The organism is Veillonella sp. T34266-5 (assembly GCF_002959815.1).
Taxonomy (GTDB): domain Bacteria; phylum Bacillota; class Negativicutes; order Veillonellales; family Veillonellaceae; genus Veillonella; species Veillonella atypica.
In genome coordinates this window covers 60,517-79,541 of record NZ_PPCZ01000006.1, presented here as the reverse complement: position 1 = coordinate 79,541, position 19,025 = coordinate 60,517, and the positions used below count along the sequence as shown (strand labels likewise).

Annotated in this window: 20 protein-coding genes, 9 tRNA genes and 1 pseudogene; 28 read left to right on the top strand and 2 right to left on the bottom strand. The window is 40.2% G+C overall.

Features of this window, described 5'->3' with window-relative positions:
- The 10 genes and pseudogenes from VIHSUH07_RS04105 to VIHSUH07_RS04060 all read left to right on the top strand — a co-directional run.
- Positions 1 to 119: pseudogene (locus VIHSUH07_RS04105) on the top strand (IS256 family transposase); the annotation flags it as partial.
- 237 nt (positions 120 to 356) lie between these two features.
- Positions 357 to 431, top strand: a tRNA-Gly gene (locus VIHSUH07_RS04100).
- A gap of 5 nt (positions 432 to 436) precedes the next feature.
- Positions 437 to 512, top strand: a tRNA-Asn gene (locus tag VIHSUH07_RS04095).
- A 5-nt stretch (positions 513 to 517) separates the two neighbouring features.
- A tRNA-Lys gene (locus VIHSUH07_RS04090) sits at positions 518 to 593 on the top strand.
- Positions 594 to 598: 5 nt separating this feature from the next.
- Positions 599 to 673: transfer RNA gene (locus VIHSUH07_RS04085), tRNA-Glu, on the top strand.
- A gap of 4 nt (positions 674 to 677) precedes the next feature.
- Positions 678 to 753, top strand: a tRNA-Val gene (locus VIHSUH07_RS04080).
- Positions 754 to 756: 3 nt separating this feature from the next.
- A tRNA-Gly gene (locus VIHSUH07_RS04075) sits at positions 757 to 831 on the top strand.
- A 7-nt stretch (positions 832 to 838) separates the two neighbouring features.
- A tRNA-Asn gene (locus VIHSUH07_RS04070) sits at positions 839 to 914 on the top strand.
- 12 nt (positions 915 to 926) lie between these two features.
- Positions 927 to 1,001, top strand: a tRNA-Glu gene (locus VIHSUH07_RS04065).
- Positions 1,002 to 1,004: 3 nt separating this feature from the next.
- Positions 1,005 to 1,080, top strand: a tRNA-Val gene (locus tag VIHSUH07_RS04060).
- A 543-nt stretch (positions 1,081 to 1,623) separates the two neighbouring features.
- Here VIHSUH07_RS04060 and VIHSUH07_RS04055 read toward each other — a convergent pair.
- Positions 1,624 to 1,947: a YnfA family protein gene (locus VIHSUH07_RS04055; protein WP_105083998.1), complete on the bottom strand. Its 324-nt coding sequence runs from the start codon at positions 1,945 to 1,947 to the stop codon at positions 1,624 to 1,626.
- Positions 1,947 to 2,846, bottom strand: coding sequence for a LysR family transcriptional regulator (locus tag VIHSUH07_RS04050; protein WP_005377113.1), 900 nt, complete (start codon positions 2,844 to 2,846; stop codon positions 1,947 to 1,949). Before VIHSUH07_RS04050 ends, VIHSUH07_RS04055 begins: the two co-directional genes overlap by 1 nt.
- A gap of 333 nt (positions 2,847 to 3,179) precedes the next feature.
- Between VIHSUH07_RS04050 and rpsD the strand changes: the two genes are divergently transcribed.
- The 18 genes from rpsD (at position 3,180) to VIHSUH07_RS03960 (ending at position 18,998) form a co-directional block, all read left to right on the top strand.
- Positions 3,180 to 3,767: a 30S ribosomal protein S4 gene (gene rpsD / locus VIHSUH07_RS04045; RefSeq protein WP_005377187.1), complete on the top strand. Its 588-nt coding sequence runs from the start codon at positions 3,180 to 3,182 to the stop codon at positions 3,765 to 3,767.
- A 216-nt stretch (positions 3,768 to 3,983) separates the two neighbouring features.
- Positions 3,984 to 4,424 (top strand): 50S ribosomal protein L13, encoded by a 441-nt coding sequence (gene rplM / locus VIHSUH07_RS04040; protein WP_005381375.1) that lies wholly within the window; start codon positions 3,984 to 3,986, stop codon positions 4,422 to 4,424.
- A gap of 20 nt (positions 4,425 to 4,444) precedes the next feature.
- The gene (rpsI, locus tag VIHSUH07_RS04035) at positions 4,445 to 4,837 is read left to right on the top strand and encodes a 30S ribosomal protein S9 (RefSeq protein WP_004695188.1); all 393 of its coding nucleotides are present in this window, start codon (positions 4,445 to 4,447) and stop codon (positions 4,835 to 4,837) included.
- Positions 4,838 to 4,993: 156 nt separating this feature from the next.
- The gene (gene fabM, locus VIHSUH07_RS04030; RefSeq protein WP_105083997.1) at positions 4,994 to 5,785 is read left to right on the top strand and encodes a trans-2-decenoyl-ACP isomerase; all 792 of its coding nucleotides are present in this window, start codon (positions 4,994 to 4,996) and stop codon (positions 5,783 to 5,785) included.
- A 169-nt stretch (positions 5,786 to 5,954) separates the two neighbouring features.
- Positions 5,955 to 6,710 (top strand): 6-phosphogluconolactonase, encoded by a 756-nt coding sequence (gene pgl / locus VIHSUH07_RS04025; protein ID WP_005377850.1) that lies wholly within the window; start codon positions 5,955 to 5,957, stop codon positions 6,708 to 6,710.
- Positions 6,711 to 6,746: 36 nt separating this feature from the next.
- The gene (locus tag VIHSUH07_RS04020; protein ID WP_005377864.1) at positions 6,747 to 6,989 is read left to right on the top strand and encodes a Sec-independent protein translocase subunit TatA/TatB; all 243 of its coding nucleotides are present in this window, start codon (positions 6,747 to 6,749) and stop codon (positions 6,987 to 6,989) included.
- An 11-nt stretch (positions 6,990 to 7,000) separates the two neighbouring features.
- Positions 7,001 to 7,309: a heavy-metal-associated domain-containing protein gene (locus VIHSUH07_RS04015; RefSeq protein WP_016476512.1), complete on the top strand. Its 309-nt coding sequence runs from the start codon at positions 7,001 to 7,003 to the stop codon at positions 7,307 to 7,309.
- A gap of 67 nt (positions 7,310 to 7,376) precedes the next feature.
- Positions 7,377 to 7,820, top strand: coding sequence for a cupin domain-containing protein (locus VIHSUH07_RS04010; RefSeq protein WP_005377848.1), 444 nt, complete (start codon positions 7,377 to 7,379; stop codon positions 7,818 to 7,820).
- Positions 7,817 to 9,220 (top strand): DASS family sodium-coupled anion symporter, encoded by a 1,404-nt coding sequence (locus tag VIHSUH07_RS04005; protein WP_016476513.1) that lies wholly within the window; start codon positions 7,817 to 7,819, stop codon positions 9,218 to 9,220. The genes VIHSUH07_RS04010 and VIHSUH07_RS04005 overlap by 4 nt, the downstream gene beginning before the upstream one ends.
- A 511-nt stretch (positions 9,221 to 9,731) precedes the next feature.
- On the top strand, positions 9,732 to 11,402 hold the full coding sequence (ilvD, locus tag VIHSUH07_RS04000; RefSeq protein ID WP_005377866.1) for a dihydroxy-acid dehydratase: 1,671 nt from the start codon (positions 9,732 to 9,734) through the stop codon (positions 11,400 to 11,402).
- Positions 11,403 to 11,441: 39 nt separating this feature from the next.
- On the top strand, positions 11,442 to 12,665 hold the full coding sequence (ilvA, locus tag VIHSUH07_RS03995) for a threonine ammonia-lyase (RefSeq protein ID WP_105083996.1): 1,224 nt from the start codon (positions 11,442 to 11,444) through the stop codon (positions 12,663 to 12,665).
- Between the two features lie 18 nt (positions 12,666 to 12,683).
- Complete coding sequence (gene ilvB / locus VIHSUH07_RS03990) at positions 12,684 to 14,393, top strand: biosynthetic-type acetolactate synthase large subunit (protein ID WP_105083995.1); 1,710 nt, start codon at positions 12,684 to 12,686, stop codon at positions 14,391 to 14,393.
- Positions 14,393 to 14,881, top strand: a complete 489-nt coding sequence (gene ilvN / locus VIHSUH07_RS03985) for an acetolactate synthase small subunit (RefSeq protein ID WP_105083994.1) — start codon at positions 14,393 to 14,395, stop codon at positions 14,879 to 14,881. Before ilvB ends, ilvN begins: the two co-directional genes overlap by 1 nt.
- 11 nt (positions 14,882 to 14,892) lie before the next feature.
- Positions 14,893 to 15,678 (top strand): ABC transporter ATP-binding protein, encoded by a 786-nt coding sequence (locus VIHSUH07_RS03980; RefSeq protein WP_105083993.1) that lies wholly within the window; start codon positions 14,893 to 14,895, stop codon positions 15,676 to 15,678.
- Between the two features lie 183 nt (positions 15,679 to 15,861).
- Positions 15,862 to 16,869 (top strand): ketol-acid reductoisomerase, encoded by a 1,008-nt coding sequence (ilvC, locus tag VIHSUH07_RS03975; RefSeq protein WP_105083992.1) that lies wholly within the window; start codon positions 15,862 to 15,864, stop codon positions 16,867 to 16,869.
- Positions 16,870 to 16,972: 103 nt separating this feature from the next.
- On the top strand, positions 16,973 to 17,542 hold the full coding sequence (locus VIHSUH07_RS03970) for a helix-turn-helix domain-containing protein (RefSeq protein ID WP_059364581.1): 570 nt from the start codon (positions 16,973 to 16,975) through the stop codon (positions 17,540 to 17,542).
- Complete coding sequence (locus VIHSUH07_RS03965) at positions 17,506 to 18,360, top strand: IS3 family transposase (RefSeq protein WP_233187818.1); 855 nt, start codon at positions 17,506 to 17,508, stop codon at positions 18,358 to 18,360. The genes VIHSUH07_RS03970 and VIHSUH07_RS03965 overlap by 37 nt, the downstream gene beginning before the upstream one ends.
- Before the next feature lie 128 nt (positions 18,361 to 18,488).
- Entirely contained in the window at positions 18,489 to 18,998 is a 510-nt protein-coding gene (locus VIHSUH07_RS03960; protein ID WP_105083990.1) for a hypothetical protein, read from the top strand.
- Positions 18,999 to 19,025 lie beyond the last annotated feature (27 nt).

Genomic DNA, 19,025 nt, shown 5'->3' with positions numbered 1-19,025 from the left:
CTATCTACAAACGGTTATCTGATTATTACCAAATAGATCGTTCAATCCCTCAATGGGGCGATGCTCCTGTTTGGAATGAGCTACATATGTCTACAGATTTTCCAACTTATTGGGATTAGTCACACACACTTTTTGTCCTATAACCCTATATATTTGAAAGTCCTCTTTTATATGTTTGGTATAAATCAGGTAGATTTGTATCATATAGATTTCGTATTATTTTTATAGGAAATTCATTGAAAAACCATTGACACTATATGTGTAAATTGATATTATTATAAGGCAGTCAGAACTGACCTGGTTTAGTTCTTGACTAACAGAAGGTAATTATGATATAGTAATTATCGGTTCTGTATGCGGGAATAGCTCAGCGGTAGAGCACCGCCTTGCCAAGGCGGGGGTCGCGAGTTCGAATCTCGTTTCCCGCTCCATACATTCCTCGATAGCTCAGTTGGTAGAGCAATCGGCTGTTAACCGATCGGTCGTAGGTTCGAGTCCTACTCGGGGAGCCATTCATGACTCACTAGCTCAGTTGGCAGAGCACCTGACTTTTAATCAGGGTGTCCCGCGTTCGAGTCGCGGGTGAGTCACCAACTTTGGCCCGTTGGTCAAGCGGTTAAGACACCGCCCTTTCACGGCGGTATCCCGGGTTCGATTCCCGGACGGGTCACCAATATGGACGATTAGCTCAGCTGGGAGAGCGCCTGCCTTACAAGCAGGATGTCGGCAGTTCGATCCTGTCATCGTCCACCACATGCGGGAATAGCTCAGCGGTAGAGCACCGCCTTGCCAAGGCGGGGGTCGCGAGTTCGAATCTCGTTTCCCGCTCCACTAATGTTCCTCGATAGCTCAGTCGGTAGAGCAATCGGCTGTTAACCGATCGGTCGTAGGTTCGAGTCCTACTCGGGGAGCCAATTTTATATCATGGCCCGTTGGTCAAGCGGTTAAGACACCGCCCTTTCACGGCGGTATCCCGGGTTCGATTCCCGGACGGGTCACCACATGGACGATTAGCTCAGCTGGGAGAGCGCCTGCCTTACAAGCAGGATGTCGGCAGTTCGATCCTGTCATCGTCCACCAAGCTAAAACAGTTATCTTCGGATAACTGTTTTTTATTATTGTCTTTAGACTGGTTCGCGACGTAGTCGCGAATCATAAAACCAACCGCTATGCGAGTGCGGCAACGAAAGTTATACAAAAAAATCACCTTGCTTAAGTATAATGTAGGTGTTCAAGCCGCATTATATGCAAAAGAAAGGTGATTGACTTATTTATATTTGACGATGAATAAAACCACCGCTATAATATAAGAAGATAGTCAGACGAGTGGATACGTCAGGCTCATCTCTGAATTACATATACATGTAGAAATGGCCTTTCAGTTATCGAATTATCAAAGATAACGAAGGGCTATTTGTCTTTTCCTAGACAAATAAGCGCTATTTATAGGAATATACAGATATATAGCCAGTACCTCATTATAGAGATACTGGCTATTTTTATTCATATATACTTTTTAAACAACATTTTAAATGGAACACAAAATCATGCTACTGATCTTATATCCAATGGACTATAATGAGTAAATGAGTAAGCAGCTGTGAGGATATAGAATGCGATTAGTTAGCGCGGTGCATACATAATAATATATACGCCCACAAGGCAAACTAGACCGCCGATGATATCATACATGTCGGGGCGTAATCCATCGATAAGCCAGCCCCATAGAATGGAGAGTGCGATAAATACGCCACCGTATGCGGCATAGACCTTGCCGAAGCTGGCCTCTGGTTGAAATGTAGGGATGATGCCATATAAAAATAGAATGATTGCGCCAGCCAGTAAATATACCGGGCTTTTATCATCGCGCATATAAAGCCATACTAAATAACCGCCACCGATTTCGGCTAAGCCTGCTAAGATGAAAAAGAAAATAGATAAGAGCATTATAACCTCGCAGGAGATTCCTGATGGACATAGTCCATAAATGTATGCATCGTTTCAGTTTTAGAATTATTTTTCTTGTATGCGAAACATACTTGTAACTTAAATGGTTTTTCTAATGGTAAATAGCCAGTAGTGATGTTGAGGGCGTCGAGGATTTGACGTGCTACGATGCAACCAGATTCATTCTTACCACAATAATCGATCATTGTGTACGGATTAGATAAGCGGCTACCACGGATGTGTAGATTTTGCTGACCATTACCTACATATGCTTTTAATGTACGGTACATAAAATATTTAGGTGGATACATTAAAAGTGGGAATTGTTGAATTGATTTTAAAGTAGCTTCCTTAACCTGATCAATCAATTTTGGCGCATAATACACAAATTCATCTTCTCGTAGCGCTTTTGATTCATATAAGGACATGTCCTTATTATTGGGTAAATAGAGAAGGGCAATGTCGATACGATTTTCTCGTAAATCGAGCAATAGCTCTTCTTCTTCCATATCGTAAATAGATACAGAAAATTCAGGATGGTTTTCAAAGAAATGCGATACATATCCATTGAGGCGAATGTCGCCGAGACTACGAAGAACGCCGATGTTTAGGATAGGGCGTTCAACCTTGCTAGCTAAACGGATGGATTGTATGGCTCTCTCCAATGTGTCCAATACGAGTTCTGCTTCAGGCAGGAATAGTTCACCTTCTGGAGTCAAACGACTGCCGCGGGTGGAGCGAGAAATTAATTTAACGCCTACAAGACGTTCTAATTTTTTCATTTGCGCACTGAAAGCAGATTGGGTGATATTCATCGTTTGTGCTGCTAGTGTAAAGCTACCTGTTTTATTATATGTAATAAAACTTTGTAGCTCTTGCATGGTTGGTAATTCTTTCATTTCGGTACTCCGATTATAATAAAAACCTCACATTACTACTTATTACCTATATTAATTGTATTGTAGCATACTATAAGTATTTTTTCATCTAAATCTATAAAAGGCGATGAATTAATTAGAATAGATATAGAGCGGTTCTTTTATAAGAAATTTCGTTTCTAATGCTATGATAGGTGAGTAAAAATAATGATAAATAGTATGGCGAAAGAATCTGCTTTGCACATGCGATTTATAGGTAGAACTAATTGACACAGGGGCATAAGAAGTGATATTATTACTAAGTACCTTTATGTCGTGGTACAAGTATATATTAATTTATGAGGTGATAATCACATGGCAACGAGAAGAGAGGCTCGATTCAAACTTTGTCGTCGCTTTGGTGTGAACGTATTCGGTCACGCAAAAGCCTTGAATCGCGTCAAAAAAGACCAACGTCAGAAAAAAATGTCTGAGTATGGCACACAATTATTAGAAAAACAAAAAGTTAAAGCTTACTACAACTTGCTAGAACGCCAGTTCGTACGCTATTATGATAAAGCGAAAAAAATGCAAGGTGTTACAGGTCAAAACATGTTGATCCTTTTGGAACAACGTCTTGATAACCTTGTATATCGCATCGGCTTCGGTAACTCCATTCGTCAAGCTCGTCAAATGGTAAACCATGGCCACATTTTGGTAAATGGTCGTCGTGTAGACATTCCATCCTACTCCTGCAAACCAGGTGACGTTATTGAACTTCGTGAAGCTTCCCGTGACAACGAAATGTTCAAAACTAATTTCCAAGAACTTCGTTCTTTCGAACTTCCTTACATTGAAAAAGACTTGGAAGGCTTCAAAGCTACTTTCACTCGTCTTCCTCAACGTGAAGAACTTCCTATCGAAGTTAACGAAACACTTATCGTCGAATTGTACTCCAAATAATTTGGCGCTTATGGGAAAACCACTCAGAATTGGGTGGTTTTTTCTTTATGACATGTTACTGTTAATGGGCTATAGCAGTGTAAAAAAACAATTGACATAGGACACCAAAATCTGTATACTGTTTTGAGTAAGCTTTAGTCGTGTTTCCATTAGCCCCGGAAGCAAAGGACAAGCTGATTTTGGTAGAATTATGACGTTATTAGGAGGATATGCAGCATGAAAACTACATTTATGGCCAATCCGAACACAATCGAACGGAAATGGTATGTTGTTGACGCTGAAGGTAAAACTTTAGGACGCCTTGCTGCCGAAGTTGCAAAAGTTCTTCGGGGCAAAAATAAACCAACTTTCACACCACACGTAGACACTGGTGACCATGTGATCGTTGTAAACGCAGAAAAAATTCGCGTAACTGGTAAAAAATTGGAACAAAAGGAATACTTCCGTCACTCTGGTTACCCAGGTGGTTCCCGTTTCACTAAATTGTCCATGATGCTTGAAAAACAACCTGAACGTGTTGTTGAAATGGCAGTTCGTGGTATGCTTCCAAAAAACAAATTGGGTGCACAACAATACCGTAAATTAAACGTATACGCTGGTCCTGAGCATCCACATGCAGCTCAAAAACCAGAAGTTTTAGAAATTTCCGTACGATAATCTAGAGGGAGGAACATATAATGGCAGTAGCACAATATTACGGCACTGGTCGTAGAAAATCTTCCGTTGCTAGAGTTCGTCTGGTACCGGGCACAGGTAAAATCACTGTTAACAAACGTGAACTTAATGATTATTTCGGTCGCCAAACTTTGGAATTGATCGTAAAACAACCTTTGAATTTGACTAACACAGTTGAACAATACGATGTAATCGCAACTGTAGCTGGTGGCGGTCCTTCCGGTCAAGCTGGTGCAATTCGTCACGGTATCTCCCGTGCGTTATTGGACGTAGATGGCGAACTTCGTCAATCTTTGAAAAAAGCTGGCTTCTTGACTCGTGACCCACGTATGAAAGAACGTAAAAAATACGGTCTTAAAAAAGCCCGCAAAGCAAGCCAATTCTCCAAACGTTAATATTTGGAATACAGGTCATTACACCTGCAGACAATGTCTGCAGGTGTTTTTGCGTTTTATATATAGGAAATCCTGTTTACATCCCCACTTAATTTTCCTATAATAAAGATATAATCGATTTTTTTCGAAAATAGATTTTCATATAGGAGAAATCATATGATTTATAATACAATTCAATACGTAGTGGATAACGGCATTGGTACGTTGACATTTAACCGCCCTAAAGTGGCGAATGGTTTTAACATTGAAATGTGCAAGGAAATTCTTGAGGTTTTAGATAAAGCACATAACGATGAAAGTGTTCGTGCATTGCTTATCAATGCTGAAGGTAAGGTATTCTCTGCTGGTGGCGACTTAACAGAAATGGAACGGGCTGTAAATGAAGGTGATACAGAGTCTTTATTTGAAATCGTTGAGTTAGTAGCTCAGATTTCTATGGCTATGAAACGCTTACCTAAACCTGTTATCATGAGCCTTCAAGGTGCTGCGGCTGGTGCAGCATTTAACATGGCGTTGGCTGCCGATTTTGTAGTAGCAGCTAACAATGTGCGTTTTATTCAAGCTTTCGTAAACGTAGGTCTTGCACCTGATGCAGGCGGTTTATTCTTATTGACTCGATCCATCGGTATGAATCGTGCTATGCACATTGTCATGACTGGTGAAGCGGTTTCCGCTGAAAAAGGTAAAGAACTTGGTTTTGTATATAAAGTTTGTGAACCAGAGGACTTAGAGACTGCTACAAGACGTCTAGTTGAAAAATTAGCAAAAGGCCCTGCAAAATCGTACCGCGTTATGAAGGAAATGATGTGGAGAAGCTTTTTAGCAGGCTGGGAAGAATATAAGAAATTCGAAGTAGAAAATCAATGTGAACTAGGCCTTTCTGAGGACTTTAAAGAAGGTGTTCTCGCCTTTACAGAACGTCGTCGTCCTAAATTTGGCCAAAAGTAATACTATTTTGTAATTACATGTGCTAAATCATATGTAAATTAGAACTGAATATTCATATAATTAGAACCGATGTGGCTCATATAGTGTGTTACATCGGTTTTTCCTTTTCAGACATTGACAAAACGTATATAATAGAACTATTAAGATAGTTTTAGGAGGTCCATATTTTATGGCTCAAGATACAATTAAATGTTATGACACTCCTAGTGATGTGGTCGCTGCATTAGCGGAGGATTTTATTGCTTTCACCAATGAAGAAATCAGCCGCACCGAAACATGCATTGTAGGTATCACTGGAGGCACAGTCATCAATGGTTTGTTAGAGACATTGAACTCCGCTGAGTACATTGAGCGTGTTAACTGGGAACGAATATTTTTTGTCTGGACTGATGAGCGATTTTTGCCTCAGTCTCATGAAGATAATTATTTCAACCGTGTAAAACCATATCTGCTTTGTAAGGCGAAGGGGGCGGCCCATTTCTTCCCTATTAATACCAATTCGAAAACTGTTATAGAGGCAGCTGACGAGTACGAGAAAGAAATAGGCAATGTTCTTAAAGCTTGTAAAAAATCTGGCCTGGATTTAGCAATCCTAGATCTTGGTGAGGATGGTCATACAGCAGGACTTTTTGCGGGTTCTCATGCACTGCGTGTAGCGGATCGCAATGTTGTGCCCGTTGAGGATGGCAAGGTGTGGGAACGCATTTCCATGACCTTTTCGTTTTTGGCGAAAACAGATGTCCTTTGGTTCACTGTGACTGGTGAAAGTAAACGGACTGCCCTTACAAAGGTTTTGTACCAACGTGAGGACTATGAAGATACATCATGGGATAAACGTATCGGTCGTGTGCTGCCGGGGGCGGTGCTTTCACAAGAACCTATGACGTGGTATGTGGACAAAGATGCGTATAATGATGTACACTGATGGATGTAGTATTAAGTAAATATAAAGGAGATACAAATGGGGTCTATAGGAACACCTGAATTAATAGTTATTTTAGTGATTGCTCTAGTTATCTTCGGACCTGGTAAATTACCTGAAGTGGGTAAAGCGATTGGTAAGGGTATCAACGAATTTAAAGATGCTCTTTCTGGCCCAAAGAAAGCTGTCGATGAGACAAAGGAAGCCGTTAAATCTGCTACCACTATCGATGTGACAGCTGGGGCTAAAAATGATGAAAAACATAAGGAAGCTAACGATTAGGAGGTATTACTATGTGCAAAGATTGCGGTTGTGGTGAAGATAATGGCGTTGTAACAAAGGTATTCACTGTACCTGGTATGATGTGCAATAATTGTAAGGAAACAGTAGAAGGTGCTACATTAGGCCTAGATGGCGTACTTAGCTCCGAAGTTGATTTGCCAAATAAAACGGCTACTGTATCTTTTGATCCAGCAAAGGTATCTGTTGAAACGATTACAACAGCTATTGAACGAACTGGATTTGATGTAGAGTCCGTGGTTGATGGTGTTCGTGAACATAGCCATGGTTTACTAGGTACGATTAAACGTCTCTTTAAATAATCGAATTCATAGAGCTGTATTGAAACATCGTTTCGATACAGCCCTTTTTGTATTGTGAGGTGATGAGATGATACGCAAGTTTGATTCGGAAAATTTTAAATGGGATGGCGTCGATACCTTGGTGTATAAACAAGATGGTAGTCCTTTTAAGGATGTAACACGACAAGTGTTATATGATGGGGCTTATGATATTCCCTGCCAATTCCGTTATTTTGAATGTTTGCCCGGGGGCTACTCTACGTTAGAGTATCATGAGCATACACATATGGTTATGATTGGCCGCGGTAAGGGGCAACTTTTACTAGGTGATGAAATTTATGATGTAGCACAAGGGGACTTTATTGAAATCCCAGGCAATACAATTCATCAATTTAGAGCTAATAAGGGCGACTATATAGGATTTTTCTGCCTTGTTAATAAAGACCGAGATAAGGTTAAATTATTGACTGATGAACAAATGGAGACATTGCGTCAAAAACCTAAGATTAAGGAATTTTTGGAGGGACTATGAGTACATGGACACGAGCGGCCTTAACCGTTTTGATTGGCCTGATTATTTGGTTTTTGCCTCATACAGAGGCGATTAAGCCTGAAGGTTGGCATTTGTTGGCTATCTTTACAGCTACGATTGTTGGTTTTATTTTACGCCCTTGGCCGACGGGCATTATGGCACTCTTTGGCATTGTTGCTGCTGTGGCAACGAGCTCTATTACGATGGTGCAAGCTTTAGGTGGCTATGCAGAGGCTAATGTGTGGCTTATCGTAGCAGCCGTATTCTTTTCTAGAGGCATTATTAATTCTGGCCTTGGTAAGCGTATCGCGTATACTTTGATTCGCGCCTTTGGTACTAGTTCCTTAAAGTTAGCTTATGCATTGGCTTGTACGGATTTGATTATTTCTCCTGCCACGCCATCTAATACGGCTCGTGGGGGCGGTATTATTTTCCCAATTGTACAAAATATTTCCCTTGCCTTTGACTCTGAGCCTCATGGCAATACAGCACGTCGCATAGGGGCGTACTTGATGACGACGGCTCACACCATCAATACAATTACAGTAACAATCTTTTTAACTGCTTGTAGCGGTAACCTATTGATCACATCCTTAGGTGCAAAATTATTTGGTTATGATATTTCTTGGTGGGAATGGTTCCAAGCGGGTGTCATCCCTGGTGTTATTTGTATGATTTTGATGCCATGGTTTATCTATAAAATCTATCCGCCAGAAATCAAAGAAACACCAGAAGCGGCTGAGATGGCACAAAAGGAATTAAATGCACTTGGGCCAATTACGAAATCTGAAATTTCTGTGGCTATTATCTTTATCCTGTGCATTTTGCTTTGGGCTACGGCGATTTGGACAAAGTTACATCCTACAGTAGTTGCTATGATGGGTGTTCTTGCTTGTGTTGTAACTGGATCCCTCACATGGGAAGACATATTAGGTGAACGCACCGGTTGGGATATCCTCATTTGGATGGGGACCCTCGTTGGTATGGCTGGCCTTCTTGGTAAACTTGGTGTAGTGGCTGTTTTTGCTAATTTTGTAAGTCAACATCTCGTAGGTATCGATTGGTTCTGGGCATCCTTTATCATCTCTGCAACCTTCGTATACTCTCAATATTTCTTTGCTAGTGGTACGGCGCGTATTACCGCATTATTCTCTGCCTTTGCAGCCATTTTGGTTGCCATGGGTGCGCCGATTCCATTTACCATCTTGCTCTTTGGTTTGATGAATAGCCCTGGCTGTACATTAACGCATTATAGCTCTGGTGTAACACCAATCTTCTTTGGTGCAGGCTATGTACCTCAAGGCACATGGTGGCGCGTAGGTCTTGCTATTTCTGTAGTAAGTTTTATGATTCACTTCTGGGCTGGTACATTTGGTATGTGGCTATTCGGTATTTTATAATATATAAATTCCTCGCTATGGCGGGGGATTTTTGTATATTAAATATTAGTGCATAAACATATATGGGTATAGCTATTGGGCATGGTGAACTTCATAAAAAAAATATAATAAATCTATAGAATATTTATTGCATGACACTATAGAACGTGTTATTATAGTTTTATCGTTACAGATTATTTTAGGAGGAAACATGTTCGGTTTAGTCATTAGCTTGTTGATTATCGCGCTGGTCGTGATTATTAAAAACATTCGAATTATGAACAACAACTTAACACGTTTTTGTCTTGAAAGTTCCGCGAATGGTTTAATATACAATCAATAAGATTTGACTATAGTGATTCTTATTTGTATGTATTCCATGGGGTACATAGGTTTTTATGTATGTAGGAATTCTGTAAACAAAAGGAATATCATTTGTAAACTTTTAAGACGGTTCTTTGGAATCGTCTTTTTTTTGTTCATTGTGAAAGCTGTCCAAGTGGATACTTTCAAAAGAAGTGAGGAGAATATCATGAGTTGTAGAAGTGACAATTTAAAAACAGGCGTAGCACGTGCACCACACAGATCTTTATTAAAAGCACTCGGTTTCGTAGACGAAGAATTAGGTAGACCGGTCATTGGTATTGCCAATTCCTTCAATGAAATCATTCCTGGTCATGTGGGCTTGAAAAATATTGTACAAGCCGTAAAAGACGGCATTCGCAACGCAGGTGGTGTGCCAATCGAGTTCAATACAATCGGTATTTGTGACGGTTTGGCGATGAACCACATCGGTATGAAATACTCCTTGGTAACTCGTAATATCATCGCTGATTCCATCGAAGCAACAGCTATGGCAACACCTTTTGATGCAATGGTATTTATTCCAAACTGCGATAAAGTAGTCCCTGGTATGTTGATTGCTGCAGCTCGTCTAAACATTCCATCCGTATTCGTATCCGGTGGTGCTATGCTTGCAGGCGTACACAATGGCAAAAAAATCGGTTTGTCCGACGTATTCGAAGCAGTAGGTAAACATCAAACTGGTGAAATGGGTGATGCTGAGTTAGCTGAAATCGAAAATACCGCATGTCCTACATGTGGTTCTTGCTCTGGTATGTACACCGCTAATACAATGAACTGCTTAACAGAAGCTCTTGGTATGGGCCTTCCTGGTAATGGTACAATTCCAGCAGTATACTCTGAACGTTTACGTCTTGCTAAATTAGCAGGTATGCAAGCAGTAGAGGTATTGAAAGCAAACCTTCGTCCTAAAGACATTATGACACGCGAAGCCTTTGAAAATGCAGTAGCTCTAGATATGGCTTTGGGTGGTTCCTCTAATACAGCACTTCATTTGCCAGCTATCGCTCACGAAGCAGGTGTACCATTGTCCTTGGACGACTTCGATCGCATTGCACAAAACACACCTCAATTATCCAAACTTTCTCCATCTGGTAAATACTTCATCGAAGATTTGTATGCTGCAGGTGGCGTATCTGCTGTGTTGAAACGTTTAGCAGAAAATGGTCGTTTGCATACAGATTGCAAAACTGTAGCTCTTAAAACACAAGGTGAAATTGCAACAGCAGCTCATGTTGTGGATGAAGATGTTATCCATCCATGGAATAATCCTGTTCATGAAACAGGTGGTATTGCTGTTCTTAAAGGTAACCTTGCTGTAGACGGTTCCGTTGTAAAAGCAGGTGCCGTAGATGATGATATGCTCGTTCACTCTGGCCCAGCAAAGGTATTCAACAGCGAAGAAGAAGCTGTTGAAGCTATTACAGGCGGTAAAATTGTAAAAGGCGATGTGGTAGTTATCCGTTACGAAGGCCCTAAAGGTGGCCCTGGCATGCGCGAAATGTTGACACCAACATCCATGATCGCAGGTATGGGTCTTGATAAAGATGTAGCATTGTTGACTGACGGTCGTTTCTCTGGTGCTACGCGTGGTGCATCCATTGGTCACGTATCTCCAGAAGCAGCAGCAGGTGGTACAATCGCCGTTGTTGAAGATGGTGATATCATCAACATCGATATTCCAAACGGCAAATTGGAATTAGCTGTATCTGACGATGAAATCGCTCGCCGTAAAGCAGCATTGAAACCATTCAAATCTAATGTAACTGGATACCTTAAAAAATATGCTCTCCATGTATCTTCTGCAGCACAAGGTGCTATCGAAATTTTAGAAGACTAATAGGAGAAGTATTGTTATTACTACAAGAGTAGGTGTCTTATGCATAAGTTATATGATTTTATGGAAGCCCGTGAACGGTTAAGCACGATTACGGTAAAAACTAAACTGCTTCATAGCGATGTGTTCTCTGAAGAGTGTGGCAATGATGTGTACATTAAGCCAGAAAACTTGCAAATAACAGGTTCCTTTAAGGTGCGTGGAGCATACAATAAAATTGCTAAATTGACGGAAGAAGAAAAGGCGCGCGGTGTTATTGCCGCGTCCGCCGGTAACCATGCGCAAGGTGTAGCGCTTGCTGCAAAACGTCTAGGCATTAAGGCGACAATCGTCATGCCAAAACATACACCTCTCATCAAGGTGAATGCTACAAAACAATATGGTGCCGAAGTCGTTCTACATGGTGAGATTTATGATGAAGCTTACCAAAAAGCGATGGAATTACAACAAGAGCACGGATATGTGTTCGTCCATCCTTTTGATGACGAAGATGTCATTGAAGGCCAAGGTACTATTGCCCTTGAAGTTCTTGAGGAATTGCCTGATGCGGATGTATTACTTGTTCCAGTAGGTGGTGGCGGTATCGTATCCGGCATCGCAGCAGCCGCTAAGTTAAAAAATCCTAGCATCAAAGTAATCGGTGTAGAACCAGAAGGTGCTGCTAGTGCATTAGCGGCCCTTAAAGCTGGTAAACCAGTACCATTAGATGAAGTGGCTACTATTGCAGATGGCACAGCAGTACGTTTGATCGGCGATACTACACTAGACTATATCAAACAATATGTGGATGAAATTGTTACTGTCTCTGACTACGAGTTGATGGAAGCCTTTTTGTTGCTCGTTGAAAAACATAAATTAGTAGCAGAAAACTCTGGTATTTTGCCTCTTGCGGGTCTAAAAAAATTAGACTGCAAAGGTAAAAAGGCAGTAGCCATCGTCAGCGGTGGTAATATCGATGTATTAACCATTTCTTCTATGATTAATAAAGGTCTCGTATTGCGTGGCCGTATCTTTACATTCTCTGTAAACCTTCCAGATAAACCAGGCCAATTGGTTGCTGTATCTCAAATGCTTGCAGATGCGGATGCAAACGTTATTAAACTTGATCATAATCAGTTTAAAAATCTTGACCGCTTCCACGAAGTGGAATTACAAGTTACTGTAGAAACCAATGGTGAAGAACATATTCAAAGCATTATTGATACTTTTAAAAAGAATGGTTATACCATTAAACGTTTAAATTCCAGCGAGATTTTATCTGAATAGCTGGTCGAAAGGGTTCCTATGAGCGCAGAAACAATCAATGGGGCACGCATTGTCCTTGAAACATTGCATCGCCTTGGTGTAAGCGACATGTTCGGTTATCCAGGTGGCGCGGTAATTCCAATTTATGATGAAATTTATAGCTTCCCTGAAATTAAACATTATTTTGTGCGTCATGAACAAGGTGCAGCTCATGCGGCTGATGGATATGCTCGCGTATCCGGTAAAGTTGGTGTATGCCTTGCCACATCTGGCCCTGGTGCTACGAATCTTGTAACAGGTATTATGACTGCTTATATGGACTCTGTGCCTATGGTAGCCATTACGGGTCAAGTAGGACGTGCACTAATTGGTAAGGACTCATTCCAAGAGGCGGATATACAAGGTATTACGATGCCTATTACAAAGCATAACTATCTTGTTCAAGATATTCACGACTTACCACGAATCATTAAAGAAGCGTATTTCATTGCTGGTACAGGTCGTCCTGGACCTGTATTGATTGATATTCCTAAGGATATCCAAACTGAAAAAATATCCATGGCGGAATACAATAAATTGTTTGATGTACCAATTCATCTTGAAGGGTATGATCCTACGTATAAAGGCCACCAAGGTCAAATTAAAAAAGCGGCCACGCTTATTAAGAATGCGAAACGTCCTTTAATTATTGCTGGTGCAGGCGTCTTAAAATCTGGTGCCATGGCAGAACTTAAGGAATTGGCCGAAAAGGCTCAAATTCCTGTAGCTAATACATTGGTAGGCCTTGGTGGATTCCCTGGTAACCATGAATTGGCTCTTGGTATGGTCGGTATGCATGGATCGGTAGCGGCTAACAATTGTACCGAAGATGCAGATCTCGTTATTGCGGCGGGTATTCGTTTCCATGACCGCATTACAGGTCATCCGGATTTCTTCTGCAAAAAAGCTAAAATCATTCATATCGATATCGACCCTGCTGAAATCGATAAAAACGTTACCATTAACGTACCAATCGTAGGCGATTTAAAACGAGTATTAACCGAATTGAATACTTTGGTTGAACCGACTACACATGAATCTTGGATTGCGCAAATTCGAGAATGGCAACAAGAATATCCTATGGTTGTTCCTGAATCGACTCATGGTGAGTTGCATCCTCAATATGTATTATCTGAACTCAATAAAATTGCTAAGGATGATGCTATTATCGTAACCGATGTAGGCCAACATCAAATGTGGGCTGCTCAGTTCTTAACACATAAGGCACCACATACCATCGTAACTTCTGGTGGTGCTGGTACGATGGGCTATGGCTTACCAGCGGCAATCGGTGCTCAAGTAGGTGCTCCTAACAAACAAGTCATCCTTGTTGTTGGCGATGGTGGTTTCCAAATGACCTTCGAAGAACTTATGATGGTTCGTCAATATAATTTGCCAATTAAGATTGTCATCATCAACAATGGATATCTTGGCATGGTGCGTCAGTGGCAACAAATCTTCAATGACCGACGTTATTCCTATGTAGATTTAGAAGTGAGTCCTGATTTCTTAAAGCTAGCTGATGCATTTGATTTGAAAGCAGCGCGCTTCGATTCAGTTGAAACGTTCAATAAAGATTTTAAATCCTATATTACATCTGATGAAAGCATCGTCTTGGATTGTCGCGTTGAACGTGAGGATAATGTATTGCCAATGATCCCAGCAGGTGGTACTGTGAGTGGCATGATGGGCAAGAAAGGGGTGCTATAATGGCGAGAGAACATCAAGTCTTAGTAATTGCAAAAAATACAGCAGGCATTGGTGCACGTATATTGGCACTCTTTAACCGTCGCGGTTTTAATGTTACAAAGATGACATCGGGTATTACAAATACACCAGGCTATGCTCGTATTACCCTCACCGTTGAGGCAGATGATCGCATCTTAGACCAAATTCAAAAACAAATTTACAAGCTCATTGATGTTGTAAAAGTTAAAGTTTTTGAAGATCATGATGTGGTATGCCGTGAGTTAATGCTTATCAAGGTAAAAGCAACTGCTGCAACACGCTCTCAAATTGTACAAATTGCCGATGTATATCGTGGCAATGTACTCGATATTTCTCCTACTTCTATGATTATTGAAGTAATTGGTAGCGTAGAAAAATTGCGCGGTTTCATTCAAATTATGGAAACCTATGGTATTCTTGAAATCGCTAAAACCGGTATTACCGCTATGAGTCGTGGAGAAAAAATGTAGGAGTTGATTGTGTGAGTAGTGAAGTACTACATTATGAAGATGTCAAATTTCGTCGCGATGGTCGCGAAATCCTAAAAGGCGTAGATTGGCACGTGGAAGAAGGCGAAAACTGGGCTCTATTAGGTCTCAATGGGGCCGGTAAATCAACGATGCTCAGTATGATTCCAGCCTATCAAATCCCGACGACCGGTCTATTGCGCGTATTTGGCCATGAATTTGGCAAATATGCATGGGTTAAGATTAAAAATCGCTTAGGATTTGTAAGCGCCACATTGGGCCAATTTCAATCTACCTTAGACCGCCAATTGGTAGAAAATGTCGTTATTTCAGGTGCTTTCAACACTATCGGCGTCTATAAGGACGTCTCTGAAGACCAGCGAAAAAAAGCGATAGACCTAATGGAAGAATTTAAAATCTCCTATTTGGAAGGCCATAAATTCTCCACCTTATCCGTTGGCGAACAACGTCGTGTACTATTGGCTCGTGCCATCATGGCAGATCCTGATTTGTTGATCTTAGATGAACCTTGCTCTGGTCTTGATTTGCCGGCTCGTGAGCAATTCTTAAGAACCGTGGAAAATATGGCTCGTGATGAGAAGAAACCTTTTATCTATGTATCTCATCAAATCGAAGAAATTATGCCTAGCATTACACATGTAGCAATTATTAAAGATGGTCTCATCGTGTATAAAGGCAAAAAACAGGACATCTTAACCGACGATATATTGACCGATGTTTTCGGTATTGATGTATCCGTTGTTTGGGAAAAAGATCGCCCTTGGGTTATCGTTAAATAAGGTATGAAAATTTCAGAATTCATATTTTTTTAATACAAAGAGGGTACAAATTTAGTTATGAATTAGTCTATTTGACTATTCGATAAATTACGATATACGCTACAAACCTTGCAATTATTTGCGAGATTGTGTACAGTATATATATTAAATATTCTATTGAATATAAATTGGAGGTTGTCTAACATGGCAGGTAAAATTTTAGGTACAACAGTTTACTATGATGAAGATTGCAATTTAAGTAAATTGGAAGGCAAAAAAATTACAGTTTTAGGTTACGGTTCCCAAGGTCATGCTCATGCATTGAACTTGAAAGAAAACGGTTTTGACGTAACTATCGGTCTTCGCGCTGGTTCCAAAAGCTGGGCAGTAGCTGAAGAGGCAGGTCTTCCTGTAAAAGAAACTGCAGAAGCAGTTAAAGGCGCTGACATCGTTATGGTATTGATTCCAGACGAATTACAAGCAGACGTTTATGCAAAAGATATCGCTCCTAACTTGAAACAAGGTGCATACTTAGCATTCGCTCACGGCTTCAACATTCATTTCGGTAAAATCGTTCCTCGCGAAGATATCAACGTATTCATGGTAGCACCTAAAGGTCCTGGCCACTTAGTACGTCGTACATACCAAGAAGGCTCCGGCGTTCCTTGCTTGTACGCAGTAGAAAAAGACCCATCTGGCGATACTGAAGAAGTAGCATTAGCTTGGACTTGCGGTATCGGCGGCGGTCGTGCAGGTATCTTGGAAACTAACTTCAAATCCGAAACAGAAACTGACTTGTTCGGCGAACAAGCTGTATTGTGCGGTGGTTTGACTGCATTGATTCAAACTGGTTTCGAAGTATTAACAGAAGCTGGTTATGAACCTGTAAACGCTTACTTCGAATGCTTGCATGAAATGAAATTGATCGTAGATCTTATCTACGAGGGTGGTTTCCAAAAAATGCGTAACTCCATTTCTAACACAGCAGAATATGGTGATTACTATGCAGGCCCTCGCGTAATTACTCCAGAAACAAAAGAAGCTATGAAACAAATCTTGGCTGACATTCAATCTGGTAAATTCGCTGATGAATTCTTGGCTGATTCTAAAAATGGTCAAAAATTCCTTAAAGAACATCGTGAAGCAGCAGCTGTTCATCCAATCGAACCAGTTGGTGCAGAACTTCGTAACTTGATGAGCTGGTTGAAATAAGAGATTGCATTAGTAATTTCTTGATAAGCATAGGCTTACTGAAAGCGACCCCATTTGTGATATGTACCCCCTTTACTGGACAACCAGTAAAGGGGGTATTTTCATGAGATATAGTTATGAATTTAAAAAGAAAGCAATTGAATTATTTAATCGAGGTGAATGGCCTAAGACACCTAACGGTGTAACGACAGATACATTTCATAAACTAATAAGAGACTGGGTTAAACTAGAGCAACATCATGGTCCGAACATTAATAAAAATCGAGGGACTAATAAGTATTGGTCTCCAGAAGAGAAATATAGTTTGGTATGCCAAGTGCTCTCTGGCCAAGGATTGAGAACAGTAGCTATTGTAGCTGGTATTAATTCTGGGCAGCTATATCAATGGGTTCATAAATACAAGACTTTGGGATACAATGGTCTTATCAATAAGCCTAAAGGACGACGACCAAAGGATTCTAACATGAAAGTAACAAAGAATATTTCACCTAGACAACTCAATGAGAGTGAATACGAGGAACTCATTCGCTTACGAGCTGAAAATGCTTATATTAAAGCTGAAAATGAAGTCATAAAAAAAGAGATTGCCTTGAGAGAAGAAAAGGAAGCTGCGCGTCTCAAGGCGAAAAAGCAGCAATTATCAAAACACTCAAAAAGCAAGGATATCAACTAAAATATCTTTTAAAAGCTATGGGAATGGCCAAATCCACCTATTATTTTGAGCTCTCTAAAGTGGATCTTGTAGATGAAAGAAATATACAACTTAAAGAGGAAATCCAAAAGATTTTTACAGAGCATAAGGGCCGTTATGGTGTGCGTCGTGTATATCAAGAACTTCTTAATCGAGGTTTTATAGTCAATCATAAACGAGTACAAAGACTTATGAAAGTCATGGGACTCGCGGGAAAGAGACCAAAAGAAAAATATCACTCTTATAAAGGCCAAGTAGGCAAAATAGCCGAAAATATTATCAATAGGGACTTTAGTACAACAGCGCCATTACAAAAATGGACTACGGATGTATCTCAATTTAATTTTCCGTGGGGAAAGTGTTACTTATCACCTATCTTAGATATGAATACGAATGAGGTTATTTCTTATGACTTGGCATTAAGGCCTAATTTAGAGCAGATTTCTCGTATGTTAGATAGAGCTTTCAAAAAGTATCCTAATCTTTCGGGGTTGATTTTCCACTCTGATCAAGGATGGCAATACCAGCATAAATATTTTAGGAACGCACTTAAAGAACATGGAATTATTCAGTCTATGTCCAGAAAAGGAAACTGTTATGATAATTCTGTGATGGAGACGTTTTTCGGTAGATTGAAAACAGAAATATATTATGGTTTTGAAAAAGAATATTCATCATTTAATGCTTTTGCAGTAGCGATAGAAGAATATATTAACTATTACAACAACAGAAGGATTCAGAAAAAAACAAAATGGATGCCTCCTGTAAAATACAGGGAAGCATCCATGTGTTTAGGCTAGTAAATAATATGTGTCCAGGAAAATGGGTACATATCATTTGGGGTCGTTTTTTTATTGAGTAATACAAGTACGTATGATATAGTTAACGTAGAGTCAGTGTAGTATATTTTGGTATAAGGAGAGATACTATGAGTTCTACAACTATTATTATCATCGTGGCGGTTGCAGTCATTTGGGCCATTTTGTTTGCCGTATTTATGAAGTTCAATAAAAAACGACAAGCTGGTGAACAACAATTTGTACAAGAGAATGCTAATAAAGCGATTCTTCATATTTATGGTAAATCTGTAAAGATTGATGGTAAGGACCTTTCTACTATTGATCATAAAACTGGTCAATATGGTCAAGTCATTGTGGCATTAACACCAGGAGAACATACCATTGAATCCGTATATTACACGACGGATAATGTGGGTACTAAAACAAAGAATGTTGAAACACAGCCTGTTACCATCACAATTCCAGTACAAGCAGGTAATGAATATAATGCGGCTATGTATTTCTATTCCGCAGAACAACGTAATGCGTATTATAAAGGTGACGTTGACGATGCCGTTTTAGAAGTTGAACTAGAATTAGAATCTGGTTTTACAGCGAATACTCATGCTTATATCATCGTGTACCGTGAATGTAAATAAATTAGTATAGTAACTGTTTAATAGAGC

Bases quoted from the DNA above. Each gene is read 5' to 3' on its own strand.
- ilvC (WP_105083992.1), top strand. From the start codon at position 15,862: ATGGCAGGTAAAATTTTAGGTACAACAGTTTACTATGATGAAGATTGC.
- VIHSUH07_RS04020 (WP_005377864.1), top strand. From the start codon at position 6,747: ATGGGGTCTATAGGAACACCTGAATTAATAGTTATTTTAGTGATTGCT.
- ilvD (WP_005377866.1), top strand. From the start codon at position 9,732: ATGAGTTGTAGAAGTGACAATTTAAAAACAGGCGTAGCACGTGCACCA.
- ilvA (WP_105083996.1), top strand. From the start codon at position 11,442: ATGCATAAGTTATATGATTTTATGGAAGCCCGTGAACGGTTAAGCACG.
- ilvN (WP_105083994.1), top strand. From the start codon at position 14,393: ATGGCGAGAGAACATCAAGTCTTAGTAATTGCAAAAAATACAGCAGGC.
- VIHSUH07_RS04050 (WP_005377113.1), bottom strand. From the start codon at position 2,846: ATGAAAGAATTACCAACCATGCAAGAGCTACAAAGTTTTATTACATAT.
- fabM (WP_105083997.1), top strand. From the start codon at position 4,994: ATGATTTATAATACAATTCAATACGTAGTGGATAACGGCATTGGTACG.
- rpsI (WP_004695188.1), top strand. From the start codon at position 4,445: ATGGCAGTAGCACAATATTACGGCACTGGTCGTAGAAAATCTTCCGTT.
- rplM (WP_005381375.1), top strand. From the start codon at position 3,984: ATGAAAACTACATTTATGGCCAATCCGAACACAATCGAACGGAAATGG.
- ilvB (WP_105083995.1), top strand. From the start codon at position 12,684: ATGAGCGCAGAAACAATCAATGGGGCACGCATTGTCCTTGAAACATTG.
- VIHSUH07_RS04015 (WP_016476512.1), top strand. From the start codon at position 7,001: ATGTGCAAAGATTGCGGTTGTGGTGAAGATAATGGCGTTGTAACAAAG.
- VIHSUH07_RS04010 (WP_005377848.1), top strand. From the start codon at position 7,377: ATGATACGCAAGTTTGATTCGGAAAATTTTAAATGGGATGGCGTCGAT.
- VIHSUH07_RS04055 (WP_105083998.1), bottom strand. From the start codon at position 1,947: ATGCTCTTATCTATTTTCTTTTTCATCTTAGCAGGCTTAGCCGAAATC.
- VIHSUH07_RS03960 (WP_105083990.1), top strand. From the start codon at position 18,489: ATGAGTTCTACAACTATTATTATCATCGTGGCGGTTGCAGTCATTTGG.
- rpsD (WP_005377187.1), top strand. From the start codon at position 3,180: ATGGCAACGAGAAGAGAGGCTCGATTCAAACTTTGTCGTCGCTTTGGT.
- pgl (WP_005377850.1), top strand. From the start codon at position 5,955: ATGGCTCAAGATACAATTAAATGTTATGACACTCCTAGTGATGTGGTC.
- VIHSUH07_RS04005 (WP_016476513.1), top strand. From the start codon at position 7,817: ATGAGTACATGGACACGAGCGGCCTTAACCGTTTTGATTGGCCTGATT.
- VIHSUH07_RS03970 (WP_059364581.1), top strand. From the start codon at position 16,973: ATGAGATATAGTTATGAATTTAAAAAGAAAGCAATTGAATTATTTAAT.